The following is a 21,582-nucleotide window of genomic DNA, read 5'->3' as shown; positions in this document are numbered from 1 at the left end:
CGTTACCTCTTACCAGCACCGCCTAGGCTGATCGGTCATGACCAGTCCGAGCACCGCGCTGCTCACCGACCACTACGAGCTGACGATGCTGTCCAGCGCCCTGCGCGACGGCACGGCAGACCGCCCCTGCGTGTTCGAGGTGTTCGCCCGCAGGCTGCCCGACGGCCGCCGGTACGGGGTAGTCGCGGGCACCGGACGACTACTCGCAGCTATCGAGGCGTTCCGGTTCGGCGAGGCCGAGCTGAGCCAACTGGCCGCTGCGGGGGTCGTGGACCGGGAGGCGCTGGACTGGCTCGCGGACTACGAGTTCACCGGCGAGGTGGACGGCTACCCGGAGGGTGAGCTGTACTTCCCCGGCTCGCCGATCCTGACCGTGCGGGCGCCCTTCGCCGCGGGTGTGGTGCTGGAGACCCTGGCCCTGTCCGTCCTCAACCACGACAGCGCGATCGCCTCCGCGGCGGCCCGCATGGTGACCGCGGCCAACGGCCGTCGCATGATCGAGATGGGCTCGCGCCGCACCCACGAGGAGGCCGCCGTGGCCTGCGCGCGGGCCGCCTACCTGGCCGGGTTCACCGCCACCTCGAACCTGGAGGCGGGCCGCCGCTGGGGCATCCCCACCGCGGGCACCTCGGCGCACGCCTTCACCCTGCTGCACGACAGCGAGGCCGCGGCCTTCCGCGCGCAGGTGGACAAGCTCGGCGCGGGCACCACGCTGCTGGTGGACACCTACGACATCACCCAGGGCATCGCCACCGCCGTGCAGGTGGCCGGTCCCGAACTGGGCGCGGTGCGCATCGACTCCGGGGACGTGGGGCCGCTGGCCAGGCAGGCCCGCGAGCAGCTGGACTCGCTCGGCGCGCGCAACACCAAGATCGTCGTGTCCGGGGACCTGGACGAGTTCGCGATCGCCGCGCTGCGGGCCGAGCCGGTGGACGCCTACGGGGTGGGCACCTCACTGGTCACCGGTTCCGGGGCGCCCACGGCGGGCATGGTCTACAAGCTGGTCGAGGTGGACGGCAGGCCGGTGGCCAAGCGCAGCTCGCACAAGGAGTCGCGCGGCGGGCGCAAGGGCGCGCTGCGCCGGTACAAGCAGACCGGCACCGCCGTGGAGGAGGTCGTCTACCAGGCCGGGGCACGGCCGCAGCCCGGGGAGCACGACCGCGAGTTGCAGATCCCCCTGCTGCGGGCTGGACAACAGGTGGACGGGCTGCCGACCATCGAGCAGAGCCGCGACCGGCTCCGCCAGGCGCTGGTCAGCGTGCCGTGGGAGGGCCTGAAGCTCTCGCACGGCGAACCCGCGATCCCGACCGTGTTCGGCTGAGGAGGTACCCCTGATGGCCAACGCACTGATCGTCGTGGACGTGCAGAACGACTTCTGCGAGGGCGGCTCGCTGGCGGTGACCGGTGGCTCGGCCGTCGCGGTGCAGGTCTCCGCGCACATCGCGGCGGGCGGTTACGACCACGTGGTGGCCACCCGCGATTACCACGTGGATCCCGGCGAGCACTTCAGCTCCGAGCCCGACTTCGTGACGAGCTGGCCGGTGCACTGCGTGGCGGGCACGGCGGGCGCCTCGTTCCACCCCGAGCTGGACGTGGCCGGGGTGCAGGCGGTGTTCTCCAAGGGCGCGTTCGCCGCGGCCTACTCCGGGTTCGAGGGCACCGGTCCGCAGGGCAGCACGCTGGCGGGCTGGCTGCGCGAGCACGGGGTGGACCAGGTGGACGTGGTGGGCATCGCCACCGACCACTGCGTGCGGGCCACCGCGCTGGACGCGCGGCGCGAGGGCTTCCAGACCACCGTGCTGCTGGAACTGACCGCGGGCGTGGCCGGGCACACCGTGGACTCCGCGCTGGAGGAACTGCGCTCGGCGGGCGTACGGCTCGTCGGCTCGCCCAAGCTGGGCTGAGCCGACGAGCGCCGGCTCACTTCACCGGTGAGCAGGCCGCCGCGCCCACGAGGACGTCGCCGCTGAGCGGCCCCCCGTTGGGGAACAGCACGATGTGCATCATGTTGATCGACACGCTGCCGTCGCTGGGCTGGGCGAGGGTGATCTCGTTGAAGATCACCTTCGCCTGGGGCTTGTCGGCCGGGCCGACCAGCACGGCGGTGTTCTGCGGGATCGGGGTGTCCACCGTGACGCCCCTGAGCCCGCTGAACTGGAAGCTGGCCTGGGTGCCGTTGGTGCTCGCCGCGCAGCTGGCCGTGTAGTTGGCCAGCTCGATGCGCGGGCCGCCGTAGGGCACCAGCGCGGTGAACGCGAACTTCGAGCCGGTGGCCTCCATCTTGGCCGTCTTGTTCGCGGTGTCCTGGGTGCACTTCGTGGTGCCGCTGCCGAAGCTGGCCACGTTGCGCACCGCGGCACCCTGGCTGGAGTTGTCCTGCGTGCCGGTGACGTCGCACTGGGCCAGCGGCTCCAGGGTCATCGGCTGGTTGCCGCGCACCACCTTGACCGAACCCAGCGAGGTCTGGCCCTGCGGTGTCGCCTGGGCGGGGACCGCACTGACCACCAGCGCCGTGGCCACCACGACCGCCCCGGCCCCGATCCGCCGCACGCTCCTGCTCCGCATCTTCGTCCTTCCGGTACCCGTGCCCACCCTCCTGCGGGCACTCCACGGCTCCGATCATCTGCAAACGGCCGCAAGGTCGTAACCCAAAAGCCGCAATCCTTACCCGGTCGGGTGACACCCCCGGCGTGCCATGAAAGTGCCGTTCCTGGCACTCAACGCCAGCAACGGCACTTTCATGGCATCACCCAGCCCCGACCAGTTCCCGTTCGCGGGCGCCGAGCAGGCGGCGCAGGGCGGACACCACGCGGCCGGCGGCCTGGCCGTCGCCGAAGGGGTTGCGGCCGGTGGGCAGGCGCAGGCCGGAGCTGAGCACCCAGTCGGCCTCGGCGACGATCCGCGTGTCATCGGTGCCGACCAGCCACGCGTAGCCCGCGTCCACGGCCTCGGTCCGCTCCGTGCTGTCCCGCACCACCAGTACCGGCACGCCGAAGCTGGGCGCCTCCTCCTGGATGCCCCCGGAGTCGGTGATCACCAGGGCGCTGCGGCGCAGGGCGCGCACCAGGTCCGGGTAGTCCAGCGGCTCGCAGATCCAGATCCGGTCGTGGCCCTGCAGCGCGCCGAGCACCTGCGCGCGCACCGCCGGGTTGGGGTGTACGGGCAGCAGCACGTGCACGTCCCGGTGCCGGTCCACCACCGACCGCACCGCGGCGAGCACCCGGTCGGCGGGCAACCCCCAGGACTCCCTGCGGTGCAAGGTGGTCAGCACGAGCCGACCGCCCTCGGCGTCCAGCTGACGCTCCAGCCCGGCGAGCACCGGGCTGCGCGCGGGCAGCCCGGCACCGGCCACGTGGGTCAGCGCGTCGACCACGGTGTTGCCGGTGACCACGATCTGCTTGCCCGGCAAGGACTCCGACCGCAAGGCCCGCGCGGCGGCCTCGGTCGGCGCCAGGTGCAGCGCGGCGATCCTGGCGATCATCTGCCGGTTGCCCTCCTCGGGGAAGGGCGAACCCAGGTCCCCGGTGCGCAGCCCGGCCTCCAGGTGCGCCACGGGCACACCACGCCAGTACCCGGCCAGCGCACCCGCCAGCGCGGTGGAGGTGTCACCCTGCACCAGCACGGCGGCCGGGCCACGGCGCACGATCAGCTCGTCCAGCCGGGGCAGCAGCGCGGAGACCAGCTCCGCCTGGCTGCCGATCTCCCTGCGCAGCGGCAGGAACACGTCGGGGCGAAGCCCGAAGGGCACCAACGCCTGTTCGACCATGCCCACGTGCTGTCCACTGTGGACTATCACGGGGCGCAGCCAGGGCACCTCCTCCAGCGCCAGGGCCACCGGGGCCACCTTGAGCGCCTCGGGCCTGGTCCCGGCCAGCAGCAGCACCTCGTCGGTCACCGCGTTCTCCTCTCGCGCGGTGCCGGTGGGCCCTGCCAGACCCACCGGCACCTGTTTCACCGCACCGATTTCGCGGACAACCTGCGCCTGCGGCGCGAGGCGTGCACCAACAGCAGTCCGGCCACCAGCAGCACGACGCCGAACGCGATCCACCACACGAGATCGGCACCGGTCATGGCCAGCGCCCCAGCTCCGCCGATGGTGCCGGTGGCGCCCGGAACCTTGTACACAGCGAAGTCCTCCGGGCTCAGGCCGTCGCGGTGGCGAGGCGGCGACGGCGGGTGACCACCAGCGCCGCGGGCACCGCCGCCGCGCCGAGCAGTCCGAGGCCGATCCACAGACCGGCGCCGGAGGCCATCGGGATGGGCAGCCCGGCGGGGCCGCAGGTGGCCGAGGCCAATACGACGTCACCGGAACCGATCGAGCCGAGCACCCCGCCGAGCAGCCGGATGTGCACGGCGTTCACGGTCAGGCTGCCGTCCTCACCGCGGACCTGCTCGTTGAACACGACCTTGGCGATGTTGACGCCCGCCAGGCCCAGTGCGAGCTCGGTGTTCGGGGCCGGGTCGGCGGCGACCTTGCCCAGCGCACCGAGGTTGACCCCGGCCAGCTTGGCCGAACCGTGCTGGCCCTGCTGGGTGGCCGTACACCTGGCCTCGATGACGTCCGCGGAGATCGGGGCTCCGAGCGCCTTGAGCAGGTCGACCTTGGCGCCGACGATGCTGGCGGCCGCGTCCACCTCGCCGCTGTCCTCGTCGCGGTGCGCCGAGGCGTTGATCACACCGGTGCTGAGCACACCGTTCAGCTTCACACCGAGGAAGCTGTTCTTGGGCGAGGAGTTGGCCTGGGCCGAGGCGAACGGACCGGCCTTCACCGCGTCCGCGCCGAGCAGCTTGACGTCCACGGTGGCACCCTTGGCGGTGCCGTCACCGGCGTCCGCCCAGGCCGGGGCCGTGCCGGCGAGCAGCGCGGCGGTGGCGGCCAGACCGATCAGCCCGCCCCGTCGCAGCATGCGCATCCGCATGTGTTTCCCTCCAGTAGTCGTTACCTGTCCAGGCCACCTAGACGCGAAAGATCCCCGCATCCATTGCGACGTCGAGGGCACTGGCATGACCGTGCACCGGGATATCCGAGCTTTGCTCAGCTCCGTGGGTACTCACGGCTTGCGGCGATGACTATTGCGGTTCACCCGAACCAGGCAAAGATCCGTCCCCCTGTGGAGGGACTAGGTGCACCCGGATCGCCCAGTGATCGCTACTCAGGGTGCCTGATTCATTCTTCCCGGCGTCAACCAGCCACCCGTTCCGGCCGTTCAGCGGATCGAGGAGTGCTCCGATACCTCGCTGGATGCACTGAACCGGAAAGGACCAGGTGTGACGGCCGTTCATCCCCTGCCGATGCCCGCGAACCGCGGCGTGGCCAGAGTGCTCGTCCTGCTGCTCGCGGCCCTCGCCGTGGCGCTCGTGCTGGGCCACCGGATCTACCGCACCGCCGAGATCGCCCTGGCGGGCGGGGTGATCAGCCTGGTCACCAGTTCGGGCGTGCGGGTGGTGCCCGACCGCCAGACCGTCTACTTCGGACTCACCACCGACACCCCGCTCGGCCTGCAGATGACTCCCGAGTGCACCTCGGCGTTCCTGCTGGTGCCGTTGATCGTGGTGGCCGCGGTGATGATCGCGCTGCGCCCGCGCATCGCCCGCCGCGTGCTGTTCTCGCTGGGGGTGGCCGCGTTGGCCCTGGTGGTCGTCAACCAGCTGCGCATCCTCACCCTGGTCGGCCTGGTCAACTGGCTGGGCATCGACCAGGGCTACTACCTGGGCCACACGCTGCTCGGCTCGATGGTCAGCGTCATCGGCGGCGCCGCGGCCCTGGTGCTGTTCGTCTGGCTGGCCACCCGCGGGCCGAAGTCGGAGCGCACCGCGTGAACCTCCAGGTGCTGCTGGGCTTCACCCAGGCCCTCGCGCTGACCATGAGCGTGGCCTTCCTCACCTACGTGTTCCTCATCGTGGTGCCCTTCCTGCGGCACAAACCTGCCCCCGTCGGCGACCCGTCCCTGCTGGAGTGGCACTTCCTGGTGCCCTGCCGGGACGAGGAGGCGGTCATCGGGGACACGATCCGCTACCTGCGCGGGACCTTCCCGCTGGCCCACGTGTGGATCATCGACGATGACTCGGACGACCGCACCGCCAGCGTGGTCCGCGCGATGCGGCGCAACGAGGGCAGCGCCGACAAGCACATCCACCTCGTGCAGCGGTACCGGCCCTACGCCCGCACCGGCAAGGGGGACGCGCTCAACGCGGCGTACCGGGCGCTCAGGCACTGGATGGGCAGGCACGCCGACCCGGATCGCGCGGTGGTCGTCGTGGTGGACGCCGACGGCAGGCCCGCGGCCAACTGCCTGACCGTGTGCGCGGCCGAGCACCTGTTCGGGGATCCGCGTGTGGGCGCGGTGCAGATCGACGTGCGGATGATCAACGCGGGCCGCAGGCAGCCGGGCGCGAGCCGGTTCAAGCGGTGGACCGGGGCGTACCTGGTGCGCATGCAGGACCTGGAGTTCCGCACCGCGATCTCGGCGATCCAGCTCTCCCGCGGCTACACCGGCACGATCTCCATGGGCGGCAACGGGCAGTTCACCCGGTTGTCCGCGCTGGACTCCATCGCGGGTGCGGACGGCACGCCCTGGCGCGGCTCGCTGCTGGAGGACTTCGAGCTGGGCGTGCACCTGCTCACCGAGGGCTGGAAGACCGGCTACAGCAGGGACACCCACGTCGACCAGGAGGCGCTCTACAGCCTGCGCCGGTTCCTCGCCCAGCGCACCCGCTGGGGCCAGGGCACGATGCAGTGCGCGCGCTACGTGCGGCGCATCTGGGACTCCGAGCACCTGACCACCCTGGGCGCCGCGGAGATGATGTACTACCTGTCCCAGCCGTGGATGCAGTTGCTCGGCAGCCTGATCTACCCGATCCCGTTCGCGATGCTGGCCGCGCGCACGGTGGGCGACCCCTCGGCGGTGTGGCAGTGGTTCACCGGCGGGGCCTGGATCCTGTTCGCCGTCTACGGCTGCTTCGGCCTGCTGCCGTTCCTGGTGTGGGGCCCGATCTACCGCAGCCGCTGCCACCCCGAGGCGGGCTTCCTGCGCGGCATCGCCTACGGGTTCGGCTACGCGCTGTACATCTACACCTTCTACATCACCTCCTGGCGGGCCGTGAGCAGGCTGGTTCGCGGTCGCAACGGGTGGGCGAAGACCAGGCGCAACACGGAGGTCGCGGCGGGGGTGATCGCGCTCGACGCCTGAGCTTTACGCTCCAGTAGGCTGCGCTGCGTGATCATGATCCCGGAGGCCGTCGAGGGACACCTGAGCAAGATCGAGCAAGCGGCGCCCGAGGTGGTCCGGGCCGTGCACGTGGTCGGATCAGCCGCGCTGGGCGACCACAACCCGGCCAGCTCCGACCTGGACCTGGTCGTCGAGCTGGACCGCGTACCGGACACCGAGGACCTGCTCGCGATCGCCGACGCGCACGGGGCCGGCGTGGACGTGGACGCGCTCTACTTCCTGCCCGGCGAGCTGGCCAAGCCGTGGCGTGAGGCGGCAACGGCCTGGTGGGCACGGGAGGGCGAGCTGCGCGACAGCCGCCCGACCTACCAGCCCGACGCCGTGACCTGGCTCCAGCTGGCGACCACGGCCGTCACGGTGCGCGGGGACCGGCCCGCCAGCCCCGCCGACGTGCCCGCCGCGCGGGAGGCGTGCCGCCACACCCTGCACAGCTACTGGCAGCCGCTGCTGGCGCAGGCCGCCTCGATGGCGCAGACCACGCCGGTGCTGCTGTGGACCGGCCTGGGCATGCCCCGGGTCTGGCACACCGCCCGCACCGGCGAGATCGTCAGCAAGACCCGCGGCGCCGAGCTGGCCGGGTTGGTGTGGCCGGACCTGGCGGCGCCGCTGCGCGAGCTCACCGCCGTGCGCGCGGACCGGTCCATCCCGGTGACCGAGGTGCACGCCGCCGCCGTGCACGAGGTGGGCCGCCGCATCCTCGGCGACATGACCGACCACTGAGTTCTTGGCGCTCTCTCCGTTCGCGCGGCGGGTTCGCTGAGGTCACTGACCCCCGCGAGTCCCGCTCTGGCGACGGCGAGTCCCGCTCTGTGCAGCGCGAATCCCGCTCTGCCCGCGCCGGAACGAGACCTGTCGGGGGTCAGAGGTACGGTTCTGGGCGTGCCGGAACTGCCGTCAACCGAAGAGCTGCTCGCCGAGGCCGTCAGCGCCGTGGGCGGTGCCGAGCGCCCAGGCCAGGTGGAGATGGCGCAGGCCGTGGAGCGCGCCATCCGCACCGGCGAGCACCTGGCCGTGCAGGCGGGCACCGGCACCGGCAAGTCGTTGGCGTACCTGGTGCCCGCGATCCGGCACGCGGTCGGCGAGGGCTCCACCGTGGTGGTGTCCACGGCCACGATCGCCCTGCAGCGCCAACTGGTGGACCGGGACCTGCCCCGGTTGGCCAAGGCGCTCAAGGGCGCGCTGGGCAGGGCGCCGACCTTCGCGATCCTCAAGGGGCGCCGCAACTACCTGTGCATGCACCGGCTGCACTCCGGGGCGCCCGAGGAACCCGAGGAGCCGGGCCTGTTCGACCCGTTCGCGGTCTCGCGGCTGGGCCGGGACGTCAAGCGCCTGCACGACTGGTCCTCCGACACCGAGACCGGTGACCGCGACGAGCTGGTGCCCGGGGTCACCGACCAGGCATGGCGGCAGGTGTCGGTGACGGCCCGGGAGTGCCTCGGCGCGGCGAAGTGCCCGATCGGCACCGACTGCTTCGCGGAGCGGGCCAGGGCGGAGGCGGGGCGCGCGGACGTGGTGGTCACCAACCACGCGCTGCTGGCCATCGACGCGCTGGAGGGCTACAAGGTGCTGCCCGAGCACGACGTGGTCGTCGTGGACGAGGCGCACGACCTGGTGGACCGGGTGACCTCGGTGGCCACCGAGGAGCTGAGCACCACCGCGATCGCGATCGCGGTGCGGCGTTGCGGGCGGCAGATCGAGGAGGACGTGGCCGACCAGCTCTCCGAGGCGGGCGAGGGCCTGGCGATGATCGTGTCCGATCTGCCGGTCGGCAGGATGGACGCGATGCCCAGGGCGCTGGGCGGTGCGCTGGCCGCCGTGCGCGACGCCGCGCACCGGTGCATGACCGCGCTGGGGCCCGAGCGCAAGGAGGACCCGGACGGGGCCACCGACCGCAAGCTGGCCAAGGCCGTGCTGGACGAGGTGCACGACACGGCGGTGCGGCTGCTGGAGGCGTTCGACGAGGACGAGAGCAAGCGGCGCGACGTGGTGTGGCTGGCCGGGGACTTCCGCGACGACAGCAGGCCCCCGACGATCAAGGTGGCCCCGCTGGGCGTGGGCGGGCTGCTGCGCGAGCGGCTGTTCGGTCCGCGCACCACCGTGCTGACCTCGGCCACGCTCACCCTCGGCGGCACCTTCGACACGCTGGCCAGGCAGTGGGGCCTGCCCGCGTCCACGCAGGTGCGCACGATCGAGGACACCGCGACCGAGAAGGAACCACCGTCCGATCTGGACGGTCCGCGCTGGAGCGGCCTGGACGTGGGTTCCCCGTTCGAGCACAGCAAGAGCGCCATCCTCTACCTGGCAAGGCATCTGCCCACACCGGGACGGGACGGGCTCCCACCGTCCTATGTGGACGAGATCGTAGAGCTGGTCAACGCGGCCGGTGGGCGCTCGCTGGGCCTGTTCTCCTCCATGCGGGCCGCCAAGCAGGCCGCCGAGGCCGTGCGTGAGCGCATCGAGTACCCGGTGCTGTGCCAGGGCGAGGACTCGACCTCGCAGCTGGTCAAGAAGTTCGCCGAGGACGCGCGCTGCTGCCTGTTCGGCACGCTCTCGCTGTGGCAGGGCGTGGACGTGCCCGGTGACTCGCTGCAACTGGTCATCGTGGACCGAATCCCGTTCCCCCGCCCCGACGATCCGCTCGCCTCCGCCCGGCAGCGCGCCGTCACCTCCCGCGGCGGCAACGGCTTCCTCACCGTGGCCGCCACGCACGCCGCCCTGCTGCTCGCCCAGGGCGCCGGGCGGTTGCTGCGTGCCACCAACGACAAGGGCGTCGTGGCCATTCTCGACCCCCGGCTGGCCACCGCCCGCTACGGCGGTTTCCTGCGCGCCTCGCTGCCCCCGTTCTGGACCACCTCGGACCCCGAGGTCGTGCGCGCCGCCCTGAAGCGGTTGGACGCGGCGGCGAGCTAGCCGTCCTGGCACGACTGGCCACGATCTCGGCGTACTCCAGCGCACCGAAGCCTGGTTCGGCGCGCCATGGAGGCCTGTCACCGATACCCTCCCCGACCAGCGGAAACCGCAGTGCTTACCTATATGGGTAGCGCCGTGTCACATTGCGTAAATTTAGTGAGCAGCGCTAAGTTTGTGGCCCAGACCCGTCGAGAGAGGACGCCATGAGCACGGTGGAAGAGATCCCCGCGACCGTCGCGCGGCTGCGCGAGACGTTCCGCACTGGGACGACCAAGTCGCTGGACTGGCGGCTGACCCAGCTGCGCGGTTTGCGAGCGATGCTCACCGAGCAGGCGGACGAGTTCGCGGCGGCGCTGCACAGCGATCTGGGCAAGAGCCGGGCGGAGGTGGACCGCACCGAACTCGGCTTCGTGGTCAACGAGATCGACCACACCCTGGCTCACCTGGCGGGCTGGCTGGAGCCGCAGCCCGCGGCGGTGCCCGACTCGCTGCCGGGCGCGAGTGCCTGGACGGTGTACGACCCGCTGGGCGTGGTGCTGGTCATCGCGCCGTGGAACTACCCCGTGCAGTTGCTGATGGCTCCACTGGCGGGCGCGCTGGCCTCGGGCAACTGTGCCGTGGTCAAGCCGAGCGAACTGGCACCGGCCACCTCGGCGGCGATCGCGAAGCACCTGCCGGGCTACGTGCAGGGCGTGGCGGTCGTCGAGGGCGCGATCCCGGAGACCACCGCACTGCTGGAGCAGCGCTTCGACCACATCTTCTACACCGGCAACGGCGTGGTCGGCAGGATCGTGATGACGGCGGCGGCCAAGCACCTGACGCCCGTGGCGCTGGAGCTGGGCGGCAAGTCCCCGGTGTTCGTGGACGGTGACGTCGACCCGACGGAGGTCGCCAAGCGCATCGTGGCGGGCAAGTTCCTCAACGCGGGGCAAACCTGCGTTGCCCCCGACTACGTGCTGACCGACCCAGCCACGGCCCGCGCGCTGGAGCAGGCGCTGCCCCAGGCGCTACGCGACCTGTTCGGCGAGGACCCGGCAACCAGCACAGAGTACGGCCGGATCGTGAACCACCGGCACTTCGACCGGCTCACCGGGCTGCTCGGCGCGGGCCGCACGGTGGTCGGCGGGCAGCACGACCGGGACAGCAAGTACATCGCGCCGACCGTGCTCGCCGGGGTCAGGGCGGAGGACCCCGTGATGGCCGAGGAGATCTTCGGCCCGATCCTGCCGATCGTGGAGGTGGCCGACCTGGACGCGGCGATCGAGTTCATCACCGGCAGGGGCAAGCCGCTGGCGCTCTACGCGTTCACCAAGTCCGACCGTACCCGGGAACGCCTTCAGCAGGAGACCTCCTCGGGCGCGCTGAGCTTCGAGCTGACCGTGTCGCACCTGCGCGTGTCGGACCTGCCGTTCGGCGGGGTCGGCGAGAGCGGCATGGGCCGGTACCACGGGCTGTACTCGATCGAGACGTTCAGCCACCGCAAGGCCGTGCTGCGCGGCTGAGCGGGACTCGCATGCCGGTGGCCGGGACTCGGCCGCGCCAGAGCGGGACTCGGCCACCGGTGAGCGGGACTCGCGTGCGCCAGAGCGGGACTCGCGTGCGGCTGGGCGAGACTCGCGGGTGGGGGCGGGTCAGGCGGTACCGGGTTGGGCCAGGACGGTGATGGTGCCGGGGGCGACCTCGGTGAAGCCCGCGTCGCGCACGGCGACCACGCGACGGTCCAGCCAGGCACCGGCCGGGTCCTCACCGGGCAGCAGCGACTTCCAGTCGGCGGTCTCGGGGGTGCGTACGGCGCAGCGGTAGCCCAGCTCAGCCCAGCGCGCCAGCGACTCGGCGTCCAGCGCGGCGGCGAGCAGCATGGTGGCGTGGCCGACCTGGGCCGCCGCCTTGCCCGCGCTCATCGGCACATCGGGGTTCAGCCACAGCACCGGCACACCGGCCGGCACCGGCCCGGGCTCGTCGGCGGGCAGGTCGCTGCCGGTGATCTGCAACCGGGCCACGTCCCGGGGCGTGTCGCTGACCAGGCACGGCACCAACGCGCGGGCCTGCGCCCCGTCCACCTCCACGGTGACGCCCGGCAGCGACTGCACGGCCGCCCAGTGCGCGCCGCGGGCCCGGCGGGCGACCTTGCGGATGCGTGAGCCGATCCACGCCTCCAGTTCGGGCCGCCACTCGGGCTCCTCGGCCAGGCAGACGGCCAGCGCGGCGGTCGCGGCGGCCTCCAGCAACGGGGTGCGCGCGGGCGGGGTGGCCTTGTCGATGCGCAGCACCACGGGCATGGCGCGGACCTGGTCGGGGTCCTCGGGGGTGAACTGGGGCTTGCCCCAGACGTAGCGCTGGGCCAGTGGTTCGAGCAGGTTCACGGTCGCGACAGTGCCAGACCGTCCGCGGCGTCGGCCGCCTCGACCTCGGCACGGGTCACGCCGAGCACGAACAGCACGGCGTCCAGGAACGGGTGCGACAGGGCGGTGTCGGCGACCTCGCGCAGCGCGGGCTTGGCGTTGAAGGCCACGCCGAGCCCGGCGGCCCCGAGCATGTCGATGTCGTTGGCCCCGTCACCGACGGCCACGCACTGGGCCAGCGGCACGTCGTACTGCTCGGCGAACTCGCGCAGGGCGACGGCCTTGCGCGCCCGGTCCACGACCGGCCCGATCGTGCGGCCGGTGAGCTTGCCGTCCACGACCTCCAGCTCGTTGGCCCGGCAGTAGTCCAGGCCCAGTTCCTCGGCCAGGCCCTGGATGACCTTGGTGAAGCCACCGGACACGACCCCGCAGCGAAAGCCCAGCCGCTTGAGGGTGCGGATCGTGGTGCGCGCCCCCGCGGTCAGCTCCAGTTCGGCGGCCACCTCGGCCAGCACCGACTCGGGCAGCCCGGCCAGCAGCGCGACCCGCCGTTGCAGGGACTGGGTGAAGTCCAGTTCCCCGCGCATGGCGGCCTCGGTGATCTCGCGGACGGCCTGCTCGCACCCGGCCCTGGCGGCCAGCATCTCGATGACCTCGCCCTGCACGAGCGTGGAGTCCACGTCGAACACGACCAGGCGCTTGGCGCGGCGGGTCAGCCCGGCCCGCTCCACCGCCACGTCCAGGCCCACCCGGGCGGACACCTCGGCCACGGCGTTGCGCAGCTCGGCGTCCTGCCGCTGGGTGTCGTCGGAGACCGAGACGCGCAGCTCGAGGCCGGTCACGGGGTAGTCGGCGACCCGGCGGATCGCGTCGATGTTGGCGCCCAGCGCGGCCAGCCTGCGGGCCACCTCGGTGAACGCCCGCGCGGTGACCGGCCTGCCCAGCACCACCAGCACGTGACTGGAGCCGGACTGCGAGGGGCTGCGCGGGTCGGCGCCGATCTCCACGTCCACGTTCATCTGGACGCTGGCCATGGCCTGCTCGACGGTCTCCTGAAGGCCCTCCGGGTCGTGGTGCTCGGCGACCAGCACGCCCAGCACGAGCTTGCCGCGGATGACCACCTGCTCCACGTCGAGCACCTCGACGCCGTGCCTGGTCAGCACCGCGAACAGCACGGAGGACACGCCTGGCTTGTCCGGACCGGTCACGGTGATCAGGACGGTGGTGGCGCTCTGGCTGCTCACGACTAGTAGTTTGCCCGAAAAACCAGGAAGCCCGGTGTGGTGGTGATCTCACCGCACCGGGCTTCCCGAGTGGTCGTGACCTACTTCTCAGCCAGTTCCTTGGCCACCTCGGCGCCGTGGTGGCCCACGGTGGCCTCCAGCCGCATCCGCTCGGTCATGTGCGGGTAGTGCAGCTCGAAGGCCGGGCGCTCGGAGCGGATCCGGGGCAGCGAGGTGAAGTTGTGCCGCGGCGGCGGGCAGGAGGTCGCCCACTCCAGCGAGTTGCCGTAGCCCCACGGGTCGTCCACCTCGACGACCTCGCCGTACCGGTAGCTGCGGAACACGTTCCAGATGAACGGCAGCGTGGAGGCGCCCAGCACGTACGCACCGATGGTGGACACCGTGTTCAGCGCGGTGAACCCGTCCATGTCCAGGTAGTCGGCGTAGCGGCGCGGGAAGCCGTTGGCACCCAGCCAGTGCTGCACCAGGAAGGTGGTGTGGAAGCCGATGAACGTGGTCCAGAAGTGCAGCTTGCCCAGGCCCTCGTCCATCATCCGGCCGGTGATCTTCGGGAACCAGAAGTAGATCCCGGCGTAGGTGGCGAACACGATCGTGCCGAACAGCACGTAGTGGAAGTGCGCCACCACGAAGTAGGAGTCCGACAGGTGGAAGTCGATGGCCGGGGCGGCCAGCAGCACACCGGTCAGACCACCGAAGAGGAAGGTGATCAGGAAGCCGACGCTGAACAGCATCGGGGTCTCGAAGGTCAGCTGCCCCTTCCACATGGTGCCGATCCAGTTGAAGAACTTCACACCGGTCGGGACCGCGATCAGGAAGGTCATGAAGGAGAAGAAGGGCAGCAGCACGGCGCCGGTGGCGTACATGTGGTGCGCCCACACGGTCACCGACAGGGCCGCGATGCCCAGGGTGGCGTAGACCAGGCCCTTGTAGCCGAACATCGGCTTGCGGCTGAACACCGGGAAGATCTCCGACACGATGCCGAAGAAGGGCAGCGCGACGATGTAGACCTCGGGGTGGCCGAAGAACCAGAACAGGTGCTGCCACAGGATCACACCGCCGTTGGCGGAGTCGAACACGTGGGCGCCCAGGTGCCGGTCGGCCACCAGGCCGAACAGCGCGGCGGTCAGGATCGGGAAGGCCAGCAGCACCAGGATGCTGGTCACCAGGATGTTCCAGGTGAAGATCGGCATCCGGAACATGGTCATACCGGGGGCCCGCAGGCAGACGATCGTGGTGATCATGTTCACGGCGCCGAGGATGGTGCCGAGACCACCGACGATCAGACCGCAGATCCACATGTCGGCGCCGACGCCCGGCGAGTGGATCATGTCCGACAGCGGGGTGTAGGCGAACCAGCCGAAGTCGGCGGCGCCACCCGGGGTCAGGAAGCCCGCCACCACGATGATGCCGCCGAACACGTACAGCCAGTACGAGAAGGCGTTCAACCGGGGGAAGGCCACGTCGGGCGAACCGATCTGCAACGGCATCACGAAGTTCGCGAAGCCGAACACGATCGGGGTCGCGTACAGCAGCAGCATGATCGTGCCGTGCATGGTGAACAGCTGGTTGAACTGCTCCTGGGACAGGAACTGCAAACCAGGTGCGGCCAGCTCGGTACGCATCAGCAGCGCCATCGCCCCGCCCACCATGAAGAAGGCGAACGAGGTGACCAGGTACAGGATTCCGATCTGCTTGTGGTCCGTCGTGCGGAACATCCGCAGCAGGAAGGAACCCTTCACCGTCGTGCGCGCCGGGTAGGGGCGCGTAGCGATCGGCTGCGGGGCTACGGCCGTCACGATGCCTCCAGCAGTGTCACTTCGGGAACGCTCCGGATCGTAGACCGCCGGGTTCCGGTCAGCTTGCTTGGGCCGCCCCTGATCGATACTCAGGTGACCACCGTCACCGCACGTGACAGCATTTGCGGGCATGGAAGCCGCCATTCGGACAGTCCTGCGGTTCGCCGCCGGGCACGGCGTGCGGTGCTCCGACCCCGCGGTGCTCAAGGACGGCAGCAACCTCCTGCTGCACCTGCGACCCGCCCCGGTGGTGGCCCGGATCGCCGCCACCACGGCCCTGGTCAGGCAGAACGTGCGGCCCTGGTTCGCCCGCGAGGTCGCACTGGCCGGGTACCTGGCCGGGCGGGGCTGCCCGGTGGTGCCGCCCAGCGCGGAGCTGCCACCCGGACCGCACGAGGTGGACGGCGTGGTCTTCGGCTTCTGGACGCACGTCGCGCACACCGACGCGGTGCCCGCACCGGGTGAATTCGCCCAGGCGATGGCCCAGCTGCACCTCGCGCTGCGTGACTACCCCGGCGAACTGGCCGCCTGCGGGCCGCTGGTCGACCTGAGCCTGGGCGTCGACCTGGTCGGCGGGCGGCACGCGGGGCTCATGCGGGCCGAGCGCGACCGGCTGGCCGCCGAGCTGGACCGGCTGGACCCGCCCCGGCAGGCACTGCACGGGGACGCGCACCCCGGTAACACCCTGCGCACCGCCCGCGGCCTGGTGTGGAACGACTTCGAGGACACCTGGTGCGGCCCGGTGGAGTGGGACCTCGCGGTGCTCGCGGGCACCAGCAGGCTGGACGGGGCGGCCGCGCTGGCCGCCTATCCGCTGCCGGTGAACCCCGAGGCGGTGGCCGTGTGCAAACGCTTGCGAACCTTGCAGGGACTGGTCTGGGTGCTGGCTTCCGCGCAACGAGCACCCGAACGCGCGGCGGAGGCCGACTCCGTGCTGGCTCGCTGGCTGGCAGATGTGGTACGCCACAAGGTGTGACCGAATTCGTGTCGGTGATCTCGATGGGCGGCACCATCGCCATGACGCGGCCGAACGGGGGTGAGACCGGGGCGGTACCCGCCCTGGACGCCTTCGACCTGCTCGACGCGGTGCCCGAACTGGACTCCGTTGGCGTGCAACTGCGCGCGCGGGCGTTCCGCTCCCAACCCGGCGCCAACCTGGGCTTCCGGGACCTGGCCGAGCTGGCGGCGCTGATCACCGAGGAGGTGGACCGGGGCGCCAGGGGCGTGGTGATCACCCAGGGCACCGACACGATCGAGGAGACCGCGTTCTACCTGGATCTGTCCGTGCTGGAGAGCGTGCCGGTGGTGGTCACCGGGGCGATGCGGCACGCGGGCATGGCCGGGGCGGACGGGCCCGCCAACCTGCTGTCGGCGGTCCGGGTGGCCGCCTGCGAGCAGGCCGGGGGCATGGGCTGCCTGGTGGTCATGTCCGACGAGGTGCACGCGGCCCGCTACGTCAGCAAGGTGCACACCACGAGCACGGCCGCCTTCGTGTCCCCGGGCAGCGGCCCGCTCGGCTACGTGGTGGAGGGCGTGCCCCGGCTGCTCAACCGGCCCGAGGACGTGCTCAAGGTGTACGTGCCGCCGGGTGCGCCGGAGCCCAGGGTCGCCCTGCTCACGGTCACGCTGGGTGAGGACGGCGCGGTGCTGGACTGCCTCGGCGACACCGTGGACGGGCTGGTCGTCGCCGCGTTCGGGGCCGGGCACGTGCCCGTGGCCCTGGTGGAGCCGCTGGCCAAGCTGGCCGAACGGGTTCCCGTGGTGCTGGCCTCCCGCACCGGGGCCGGTCCGGTGCTCACCTCGACCTACGGCTTTCCCGGCTCCGAGCAGGACCTGCTGCGCAGGGGCCTGGTCGGCGCCGGTTTCCTGGCCCCGGTCAAGGCGCGCATCCTGTTGCGCCAGCTGCTCGCGGCCCGTGCGGGCACCGAGGACATCCGCAAGGCGTTCAACGGCGAGGAGTAGCCCCCGTGCAGCGTCCCCCGATCCAGCCCGTGATGTGGCAGCCCCCGACCGCGAGCCCGCGCGCGGCACAGCGGCTGAGCACCCCGCCGATGGACCGGCCCCGGCTGCTGCCGGTGACCGGGGTCGGCACCGAGGACGTGGTGCTCGACCACGAGGGCCACGTGGTCACCGGCGTGGCGGACGGCGGCATCCTGCGGGTCAGCCCGGACGGCCGGACCGTGACGCGGGTGGCCGAGACCGGGGGCCGCCCGCTGGGGGTCGAGCTGCTGGCCGACGGCAGGCTGCTGGTCTGCGACGCCTACCGGGGGCTGCTCGCGGTGGACCCGGTCGGCGGCGGGGTCGAGGTGCTCGCCGCGGGCGCCGAGCGGGTCGCGGGCAAGCCGCTGGTGGTCTGCAACAACGCGGCGGTCGGCTCGGACGGCACGATCTACTTCACCGACTCCTCGCAGCGGTTCGGCCTGGAGCACTACACCGCCGACCTGCTGGAGCACAGCGGCACGGGCCGCCTGCTGCGCCGGGACGCCAGCGGGGAGGTCACCGAACTGCTGGGCGGGTTGCAGTTCGCCAACGGGGTGGCGCTGGCCCAGGACGAGTCCTACGTGGTGGTCGCCGAGACCGGGGCGTACCGGCTGCGCCGGGTCTGGCTGACCGGGCCGAGGACCGGGCAGGACGAGGTGCTCGCGGAGAACCTGCCGGGCTTCCCGGACAACCTGAGCACCGGCACCGGTGGCCGGATCTGGGTGGCGCTGGCCAGCCCGCGCAACCCGGCGCTGGACTGGGTCGCCCCGAAGCATCCCGTGCTGCGCAAGGGGATCTGGGCGCTGCCGCCCGCGCTGCTGACCCGCCTGGAGATCAGGACCAGCTGGGTGCTCGCCGTGGACGGCACCGGGCAGGTCGTCTGCGACCTACAGGGCGACGGCTCGCGGTTCCACATGGTGACGGGCATGCGCGAACACGAGGGCAAGCTCTACCTGGGCAGCCTGCGCGAGCGCGCGGTCGCGGTGATCGACCTGTCGTGAAAGTGCCGTTCGTGGCACCTGACACAACGAACGGCACATGACACCGAACTTTCGACACGGCCGCGCCGACTTTCTGCGGTCGCCGCCCGCCGCGGGCCGTTCCTATGATCGCGCCATGCTCGAACGCCTGCTGCGGCTTTGGGGCGTGACGGGCTGGCGCCAGGTCGTGCGCGAGGTCGTGCTGATCACGCTCACCGTGCTGACCACCCCCACGCTGGAGACCGACCCGACCTGGCCCGCCTACCTGGCGGTCGGCGTGCTGGCCGTGGTGCTGCGACTGCGCTTCCCGACGACCGCGCTGGTACTGGTCGGGCTCGGCTCCTACCTGCCGCTCGCGGTGGTCAGCTACTGGGCGGGCCTGCGGGTGCCCGCGATTCCCCGGCTGCTGGGCGGCCTGCTCGGGCTGCTGGTCAGCAGCGGGATCTACCTGGCGGTCAGCCAGCAGATGCCGCACGACTTCGGTACGTGGAGCCTGCTGCTGGCCTTCGCCCTGTTGCTGGTCGTCGTGCCGGTGGTGATCGGCCGCAACGTGGCGCAGCGCCGCCTGCTGGTGACCGCCCTGCGCGACCGCGCGTTCCGGCTGGAGCGCGAGCGGCGCTCGATCGTGGCGGAGACCAGGATGCGCGAGCGCACCCGGATCGCCGTGGACATGCACGACACGCTGGGCCACCAGCTGACCCTGATCTCCCTGCACGCGGGCGGGTTGACCGTGGCCACCGAACCCGGGTCCGAGCAGGCGCAGACCGCGGTGGTCCTGCACGACACGGCTCGCCGGGCGATGGCCGAGCTGCGCGGCATCGTGGGCGTGCTCAACGAGGGGGCCCAGGACAGCCGCCCGCACGAGGCGAAGGGCCTGGCGCACCTGCCCGAACTGCTGGAGACGGCGCGGTCGGCGGGCGCGCACGTGGAGTACACCGAGATCGGCGACCGGGTGTCGGTCGGCAGCAGGTCCGAGCACGCCGTGTACCGGGTGCTTCAGGAGGGCCTGACCAACGCGCTGCGGCACGCACCGGGCGCGCGGGTGCGGGTCCGGCTGACCTTCGAGCCGGACGCGGTGATCGCCGAGGTGACCAACACCGCCCCGCTGGTGCCGCCGCTGCCCGCCGAGGGCGGCGGCAAGGGACTGGTGGGCCTGCGCGAGCGCGCCCGGCTGGCCGGTGGCGTGCTGCACCACGCGGCCACCGAGGACGAGGGCTTCCGGCTGGCGATCGTGCTGCCCTACAACAGCGAGGCGCTGCCCGCCACGGACGAGCCCGAGCAGGTGGTGCCCGAGGAGCCGGGCGCCGACCTGGCGCCGGGCACCACCGACGTGGCCACGCTGATCAAGTCGCTGCGACCGCGCACCAGCGTGCTCACCGCGTGGATCGTGGCGCTGCTCGCGCTGGCGGTCGCCCTGATGACCGGGTTCATCGCGGTGCAGGCCCTGTGGCACGGCACCAGCGAGGTCGACGCGAGGACCCTGGACGCGCTGCACGTGGGCCAGTCCGAGCAGGACGTGCTGGCCGCGCTGGACGACCCGGCGACCGCCGAGCAACACCGGCTGACCAAGCTGGCCGACCCGCACAGCGCCCAGTGCGACGTGTTCGCCGCGAGCAACCCGACCGATCCCGAGCCGCGCTACGGCTACCGGTTGTGCTTCGCTGACGGTGTGCTGACCGAGAAGCGCCGGTTCGACATCCCCGTGCCGCCGCGATGAGCCGTGAGGAGGGTGCGGTGGTCCGCGTCGCCATCGCCGACGACGAGCCCCTGGTGCGGGCGGGCATCAAGCTGGTGCTCTCGGCCTCGCCGGACATCGAGGTGGTCGCCGAGGCCGGTGACGGGCGGGCCGCGGTGGAGGTGGTGGGCAAGCACTCGGTGGACGTGCTGCTGCTGGACATCCGCATGCCGGGCATGGACGGGCTGACCGCGCTGGGCGAGGTGGCCAGGGTCGCCCCGTCGACCAGGGTGGTGTTCCTGACCACCTTCGGGGAGGGCGAGTACATCACCAGGGCGCTGGACGGCGGCGCCGCGGGCTTCCTGCTCAAGGACTCCGCCCCCGAGGAACTGGGCCGCGCGGTGCGGGTGGTCGCCGCGGGCGAGTCCTACCTGTCCCCCTCGGTGACGACCTGGGTGATGAAGCGGGCCCGGTCCGCGGCCCCGGTCAGCGCGGCCTCGGCGCACAACAGGCTGGCCTCCCTGACCGAGCGGGAGACCGACGTGCTGCGGCTGCTGGCGCAGGGCCTGTCCAACGCCGACATCAGCAGCCGGCTGCACGCCAGCGAGGCCACCGTGAAGATGTACGTCAGCCGAGTGCTCACCAAGCTCAACTGCACCAACCGGGTCCAGGCCGCGATCATGGCCCACGAGGCGGGCCTGCGCTGAGGGCACGAGGTCCCGCGAGAACTCGACTTTCGTCAGCGTGGAATCGCCTTTCGAACGCTGGGGCAACCCCGCCCGGGTCAGTAACGTCAGAAGGGCGTTGCCGAACAGGGAGAGGGGGCATCGTGCGCATCGCGGTGCTGGTCATCGGCTTCTGCCTGACCCTGACCGGCGCGGCCTGGCTACTGCCCAAGCCCGCGCCGAGGACCGCCGTGTCCGCGTCCACCTTCGATTCGATCCACCGCGGTCAGACCGAGTCCGAGGTGCTGCGGCGCCTGCCCTCGGCGAGTCTGAGCCTGCGCGGCAACGGCGGGCGGCAGCCCGTCGGCTCGCACTGCCGGTTCTACCGCGCCAGCCAGGCGGGCAGCGGTTACCGGCTCTGCTTCCTGGGCGGCAAACTGATCGAGAAGAAGCCGTTCACCCATCGCAGGGGCACCCACGGCGGCACCGGCAGCCCCCGGCCCCCGGCGATCCGCACCGCCCGCTGACTTTGTCGCCCCCGCACAAATAGATCAAGCGGTGCTGGCACGAATGCGCCAGAAATGCTGTTCCCACAATTGACCCGAGCATTGTGACCCACGTCTCCAGTTTCCGTTCCGGCCCGTGGTGGACGACCCCGGAACGGTCCCTGAGCAGGGCGTGGACACAAACTGCCGGTGGCGCGTCCACCACTCGCGTGGCGTAATGGCGGCAACCAGCAGTCGGATCCTTGTCCTAGTCCA

Annotated in this window: 20 protein-coding genes; 13 read left to right on the top strand and 7 right to left on the bottom strand. The window is 71.6% G+C overall.

The features are described from left to right. Positions 1–37: 37 nt before the first annotated feature. Both KALB_RS06140 and KALB_RS06135 read left to right on the top strand, forming a co-directional pair. The gene (locus tag KALB_RS06140) at positions 38–1,321 is read left to right on the top strand and encodes a nicotinate phosphoribosyltransferase (RefSeq protein ID WP_025354845.1); all 1,284 of its coding nucleotides are present in this window, start codon (positions 38–40) and stop codon (positions 1,319–1,321) included. A gap of 13 nt (positions 1,322–1,334) precedes the next feature. Continuing rightward, positions 1,335–1,904, top strand: a complete 570-nt coding sequence (locus tag KALB_RS06135) for a nicotinamidase (protein ID WP_025354844.1) — start codon at positions 1,335–1,337, stop codon at positions 1,902–1,904. A gap of 16 nt (positions 1,905–1,920) precedes the next feature. On the opposite strand, the gene KALB_RS06130 is transcribed toward KALB_RS06135, so the two are convergent. The 4 genes from KALB_RS06130 to KALB_RS06120 form a co-directional block, all read right to left on the bottom strand. Further along, positions 1,921–2,565, bottom strand: a complete 645-nt coding sequence (locus KALB_RS06130) for a hypothetical protein (protein WP_148309370.1) — start codon at positions 2,563–2,565, stop codon at positions 1,921–1,923. Positions 2,566–2,746: 181 nt separating this feature from the next. Further along, entirely contained in the window at positions 2,747–3,895 is a 1,149-nt protein-coding gene (wecB, locus tag KALB_RS06125; protein ID WP_042221729.1) for a non-hydrolyzing UDP-N-acetylglucosamine 2-epimerase, read from the bottom strand. Between the two features lie 56 nt (positions 3,896–3,951). After that, complete coding sequence (locus tag KALB_RS46310) at positions 3,952–4,125, bottom strand: LAXTG motif-containing small protein (RefSeq protein WP_148309369.1); 174 nt, start codon at positions 4,123–4,125, stop codon at positions 3,952–3,954. 17 nt (positions 4,126–4,142) lie between these two features. Further along, positions 4,143–4,919, bottom strand: coding sequence for a choice-of-anchor protein CoaP (locus KALB_RS06120; protein ID WP_025354841.1), 777 nt, complete (start codon positions 4,917–4,919; stop codon positions 4,143–4,145). Between the two features lie 349 nt (positions 4,920–5,268). Here KALB_RS06120 and xrtP point away from each other — a divergent pair, with 349 nt between their 5' ends. The 5 genes from xrtP to KALB_RS06095 all read left to right on the top strand — a co-directional run bounded on the left by xrtP (position 5,269) and on the right by KALB_RS06095 (position 11,641). Further along, on the top strand, positions 5,269–5,820 hold the full coding sequence (gene xrtP / locus KALB_RS06115) for an exosortase P (RefSeq protein WP_420811817.1): 552 nt from the start codon (positions 5,269–5,271) through the stop codon (positions 5,818–5,820). A 44-nt stretch (positions 5,821–5,864) separates the two neighbouring features. Beyond that, positions 5,865–7,190, top strand: a complete 1,326-nt coding sequence (locus KALB_RS06110) for an XrtP-associated glycosyltransferase (protein ID WP_042221727.1) — start codon at positions 5,865–5,867, stop codon at positions 7,188–7,190. Positions 7,191–7,223: 33 nt separating this feature from the next. Next, positions 7,224–7,949, top strand: a complete 726-nt coding sequence (locus tag KALB_RS06105; RefSeq protein ID WP_236650324.1) for a nucleotidyltransferase domain-containing protein — start codon at positions 7,224–7,226, stop codon at positions 7,947–7,949. A 159-nt stretch (positions 7,950–8,108) separates the two neighbouring features. Continuing rightward, complete coding sequence (locus tag KALB_RS06100) at positions 8,109–10,139, top strand: ATP-dependent DNA helicase (protein WP_025354837.1); 2,031 nt, start codon at positions 8,109–8,111, stop codon at positions 10,137–10,139. A 203-nt stretch (positions 10,140–10,342) separates the two neighbouring features. Further along, positions 10,343–11,641 (top strand): aldehyde dehydrogenase family protein, encoded by a 1,299-nt coding sequence (locus KALB_RS06095; RefSeq protein ID WP_025354836.1) that lies wholly within the window; start codon positions 10,343–10,345, stop codon positions 11,639–11,641. A 129-nt stretch (positions 11,642–11,770) separates the two neighbouring features. Here KALB_RS06095 and KALB_RS06090 read toward each other — a convergent pair whose 3' ends face one another. From KALB_RS06090 to ctaD, 3 genes are all read right to left on the bottom strand, one after another. Next, positions 11,771–12,502, bottom strand: a complete 732-nt coding sequence (locus KALB_RS06090) for a peptidyl-tRNA hydrolase (protein ID WP_025354835.1) — start codon at positions 12,500–12,502, stop codon at positions 11,771–11,773. Further along, complete coding sequence (gene serB / locus KALB_RS06085; protein WP_025354834.1) at positions 12,499–13,725, bottom strand: phosphoserine phosphatase SerB; 1,227 nt, start codon at positions 13,723–13,725, stop codon at positions 12,499–12,501. Before serB ends, KALB_RS06090 begins: the two co-directional genes overlap by 4 nt. Positions 13,726–13,805: 80 nt before the next feature. Continuing rightward, positions 13,806–15,521 (bottom strand): aa3-type cytochrome oxidase subunit I, encoded by a 1,716-nt coding sequence (ctaD, locus tag KALB_RS06080; protein ID WP_042220272.1) that lies wholly within the window; start codon positions 15,519–15,521, stop codon positions 13,806–13,808. A gap of 130 nt (positions 15,522–15,651) precedes the next feature. On the opposite strand from ctaD, the gene KALB_RS06075 reads away from it, so the two are divergent. The 6 genes from KALB_RS06075 (at position 15,652) to KALB_RS06050 (ending at position 21,348) form a co-directional block, all read left to right on the top strand. After that, entirely contained in the window at positions 15,652–16,497 is an 846-nt protein-coding gene (locus KALB_RS06075; RefSeq protein ID WP_025354833.1) for a phosphotransferase, read from the top strand. Then, positions 16,494–17,483, top strand: coding sequence for an asparaginase (locus tag KALB_RS06070; RefSeq protein WP_025354832.1), 990 nt, complete (start codon positions 16,494–16,496; stop codon positions 17,481–17,483). Before KALB_RS06075 ends, KALB_RS06070 begins: the two co-directional genes overlap by 4 nt. Before the next feature lie 5 nt (positions 17,484–17,488). Beyond that, the gene (locus KALB_RS06065; protein ID WP_318296822.1) at positions 17,489–18,502 is read left to right on the top strand and encodes an SMP-30/gluconolactonase/LRE family protein; all 1,014 of its coding nucleotides are present in this window, start codon (positions 17,489–17,491) and stop codon (positions 18,500–18,502) included. A 115-nt stretch (positions 18,503–18,617) separates the two neighbouring features. Next, positions 18,618–20,198, top strand: a complete 1,581-nt coding sequence (locus KALB_RS43660) for a sensor histidine kinase (RefSeq protein WP_025354830.1) — start codon at positions 18,618–18,620, stop codon at positions 20,196–20,198. 17 nt (positions 20,199–20,215) lie between these two features. Further along, on the top strand, positions 20,216–20,863 hold the full coding sequence (locus tag KALB_RS06055; protein WP_025354829.1) for a response regulator: 648 nt from the start codon (positions 20,216–20,218) through the stop codon (positions 20,861–20,863). A gap of 122 nt (positions 20,864–20,985) precedes the next feature. Beyond that, positions 20,986–21,348 carry a hypothetical protein gene (locus KALB_RS06050; RefSeq protein WP_025354828.1) on the top strand — a complete coding sequence of 121 codons (363 nt, stop codon included), beginning with the start codon at positions 20,986–20,988 and terminating at the stop codon, positions 21,346–21,348. The last annotated feature ends 234 nt before the right edge of the window (positions 21,349–21,582 follow it).

This window comes from Kutzneria viridogrisea DSM 43870, assembly GCF_000525635.1.
GTDB lineage: Bacteria > Actinomycetota > Actinomycetes > Mycobacteriales > Pseudonocardiaceae > Kutzneria > Kutzneria viridogrisea.
This window is presented reverse-complemented; position numbering and strand designations above follow the sequence as displayed.

Coding starts and splice junctions, on each gene's coding strand:
- KALB_RS06140 (WP_025354845.1), top strand. CDS start 38: ATGACCAGTCCGAGCACCGCGCTGCTCACCGACCACTACGAGCTGACG.
- KALB_RS06135 (WP_025354844.1), top strand. CDS start 1,335: ATGGCCAACGCACTGATCGTCGTGGACGTGCAGAACGACTTCTGCGAG.
- KALB_RS06130 (WP_148309370.1), bottom strand. CDS start 2,565: ATGCGGAGCAGGAGCGTGCGGCGGATCGGGGCCGGGGCGGTCGTGGTG.
- KALB_RS06120 (WP_025354841.1), bottom strand. CDS start 4,919: ATGCGGATGCGCATGCTGCGACGGGGCGGGCTGATCGGTCTGGCCGCC.
- KALB_RS06110 (WP_042221727.1), top strand. CDS start 5,865: ATGAGCGTGGCCTTCCTCACCTACGTGTTCCTCATCGTGGTGCCCTTC.
- KALB_RS06105 (WP_236650324.1), top strand. CDS start 7,224: ATGATCCCGGAGGCCGTCGAGGGACACCTGAGCAAGATCGAGCAAGCG.
- KALB_RS06095 (WP_025354836.1), top strand. CDS start 10,343: ATGAGCACGGTGGAAGAGATCCCCGCGACCGTCGCGCGGCTGCGCGAG.
- KALB_RS06075 (WP_025354833.1), top strand. CDS start 15,652: ATGGAAGCCGCCATTCGGACAGTCCTGCGGTTCGCCGCCGGGCACGGC.
- KALB_RS43660 (WP_025354830.1), top strand. CDS start 18,618: ATGCTCGAACGCCTGCTGCGGCTTTGGGGCGTGACGGGCTGGCGCCAG.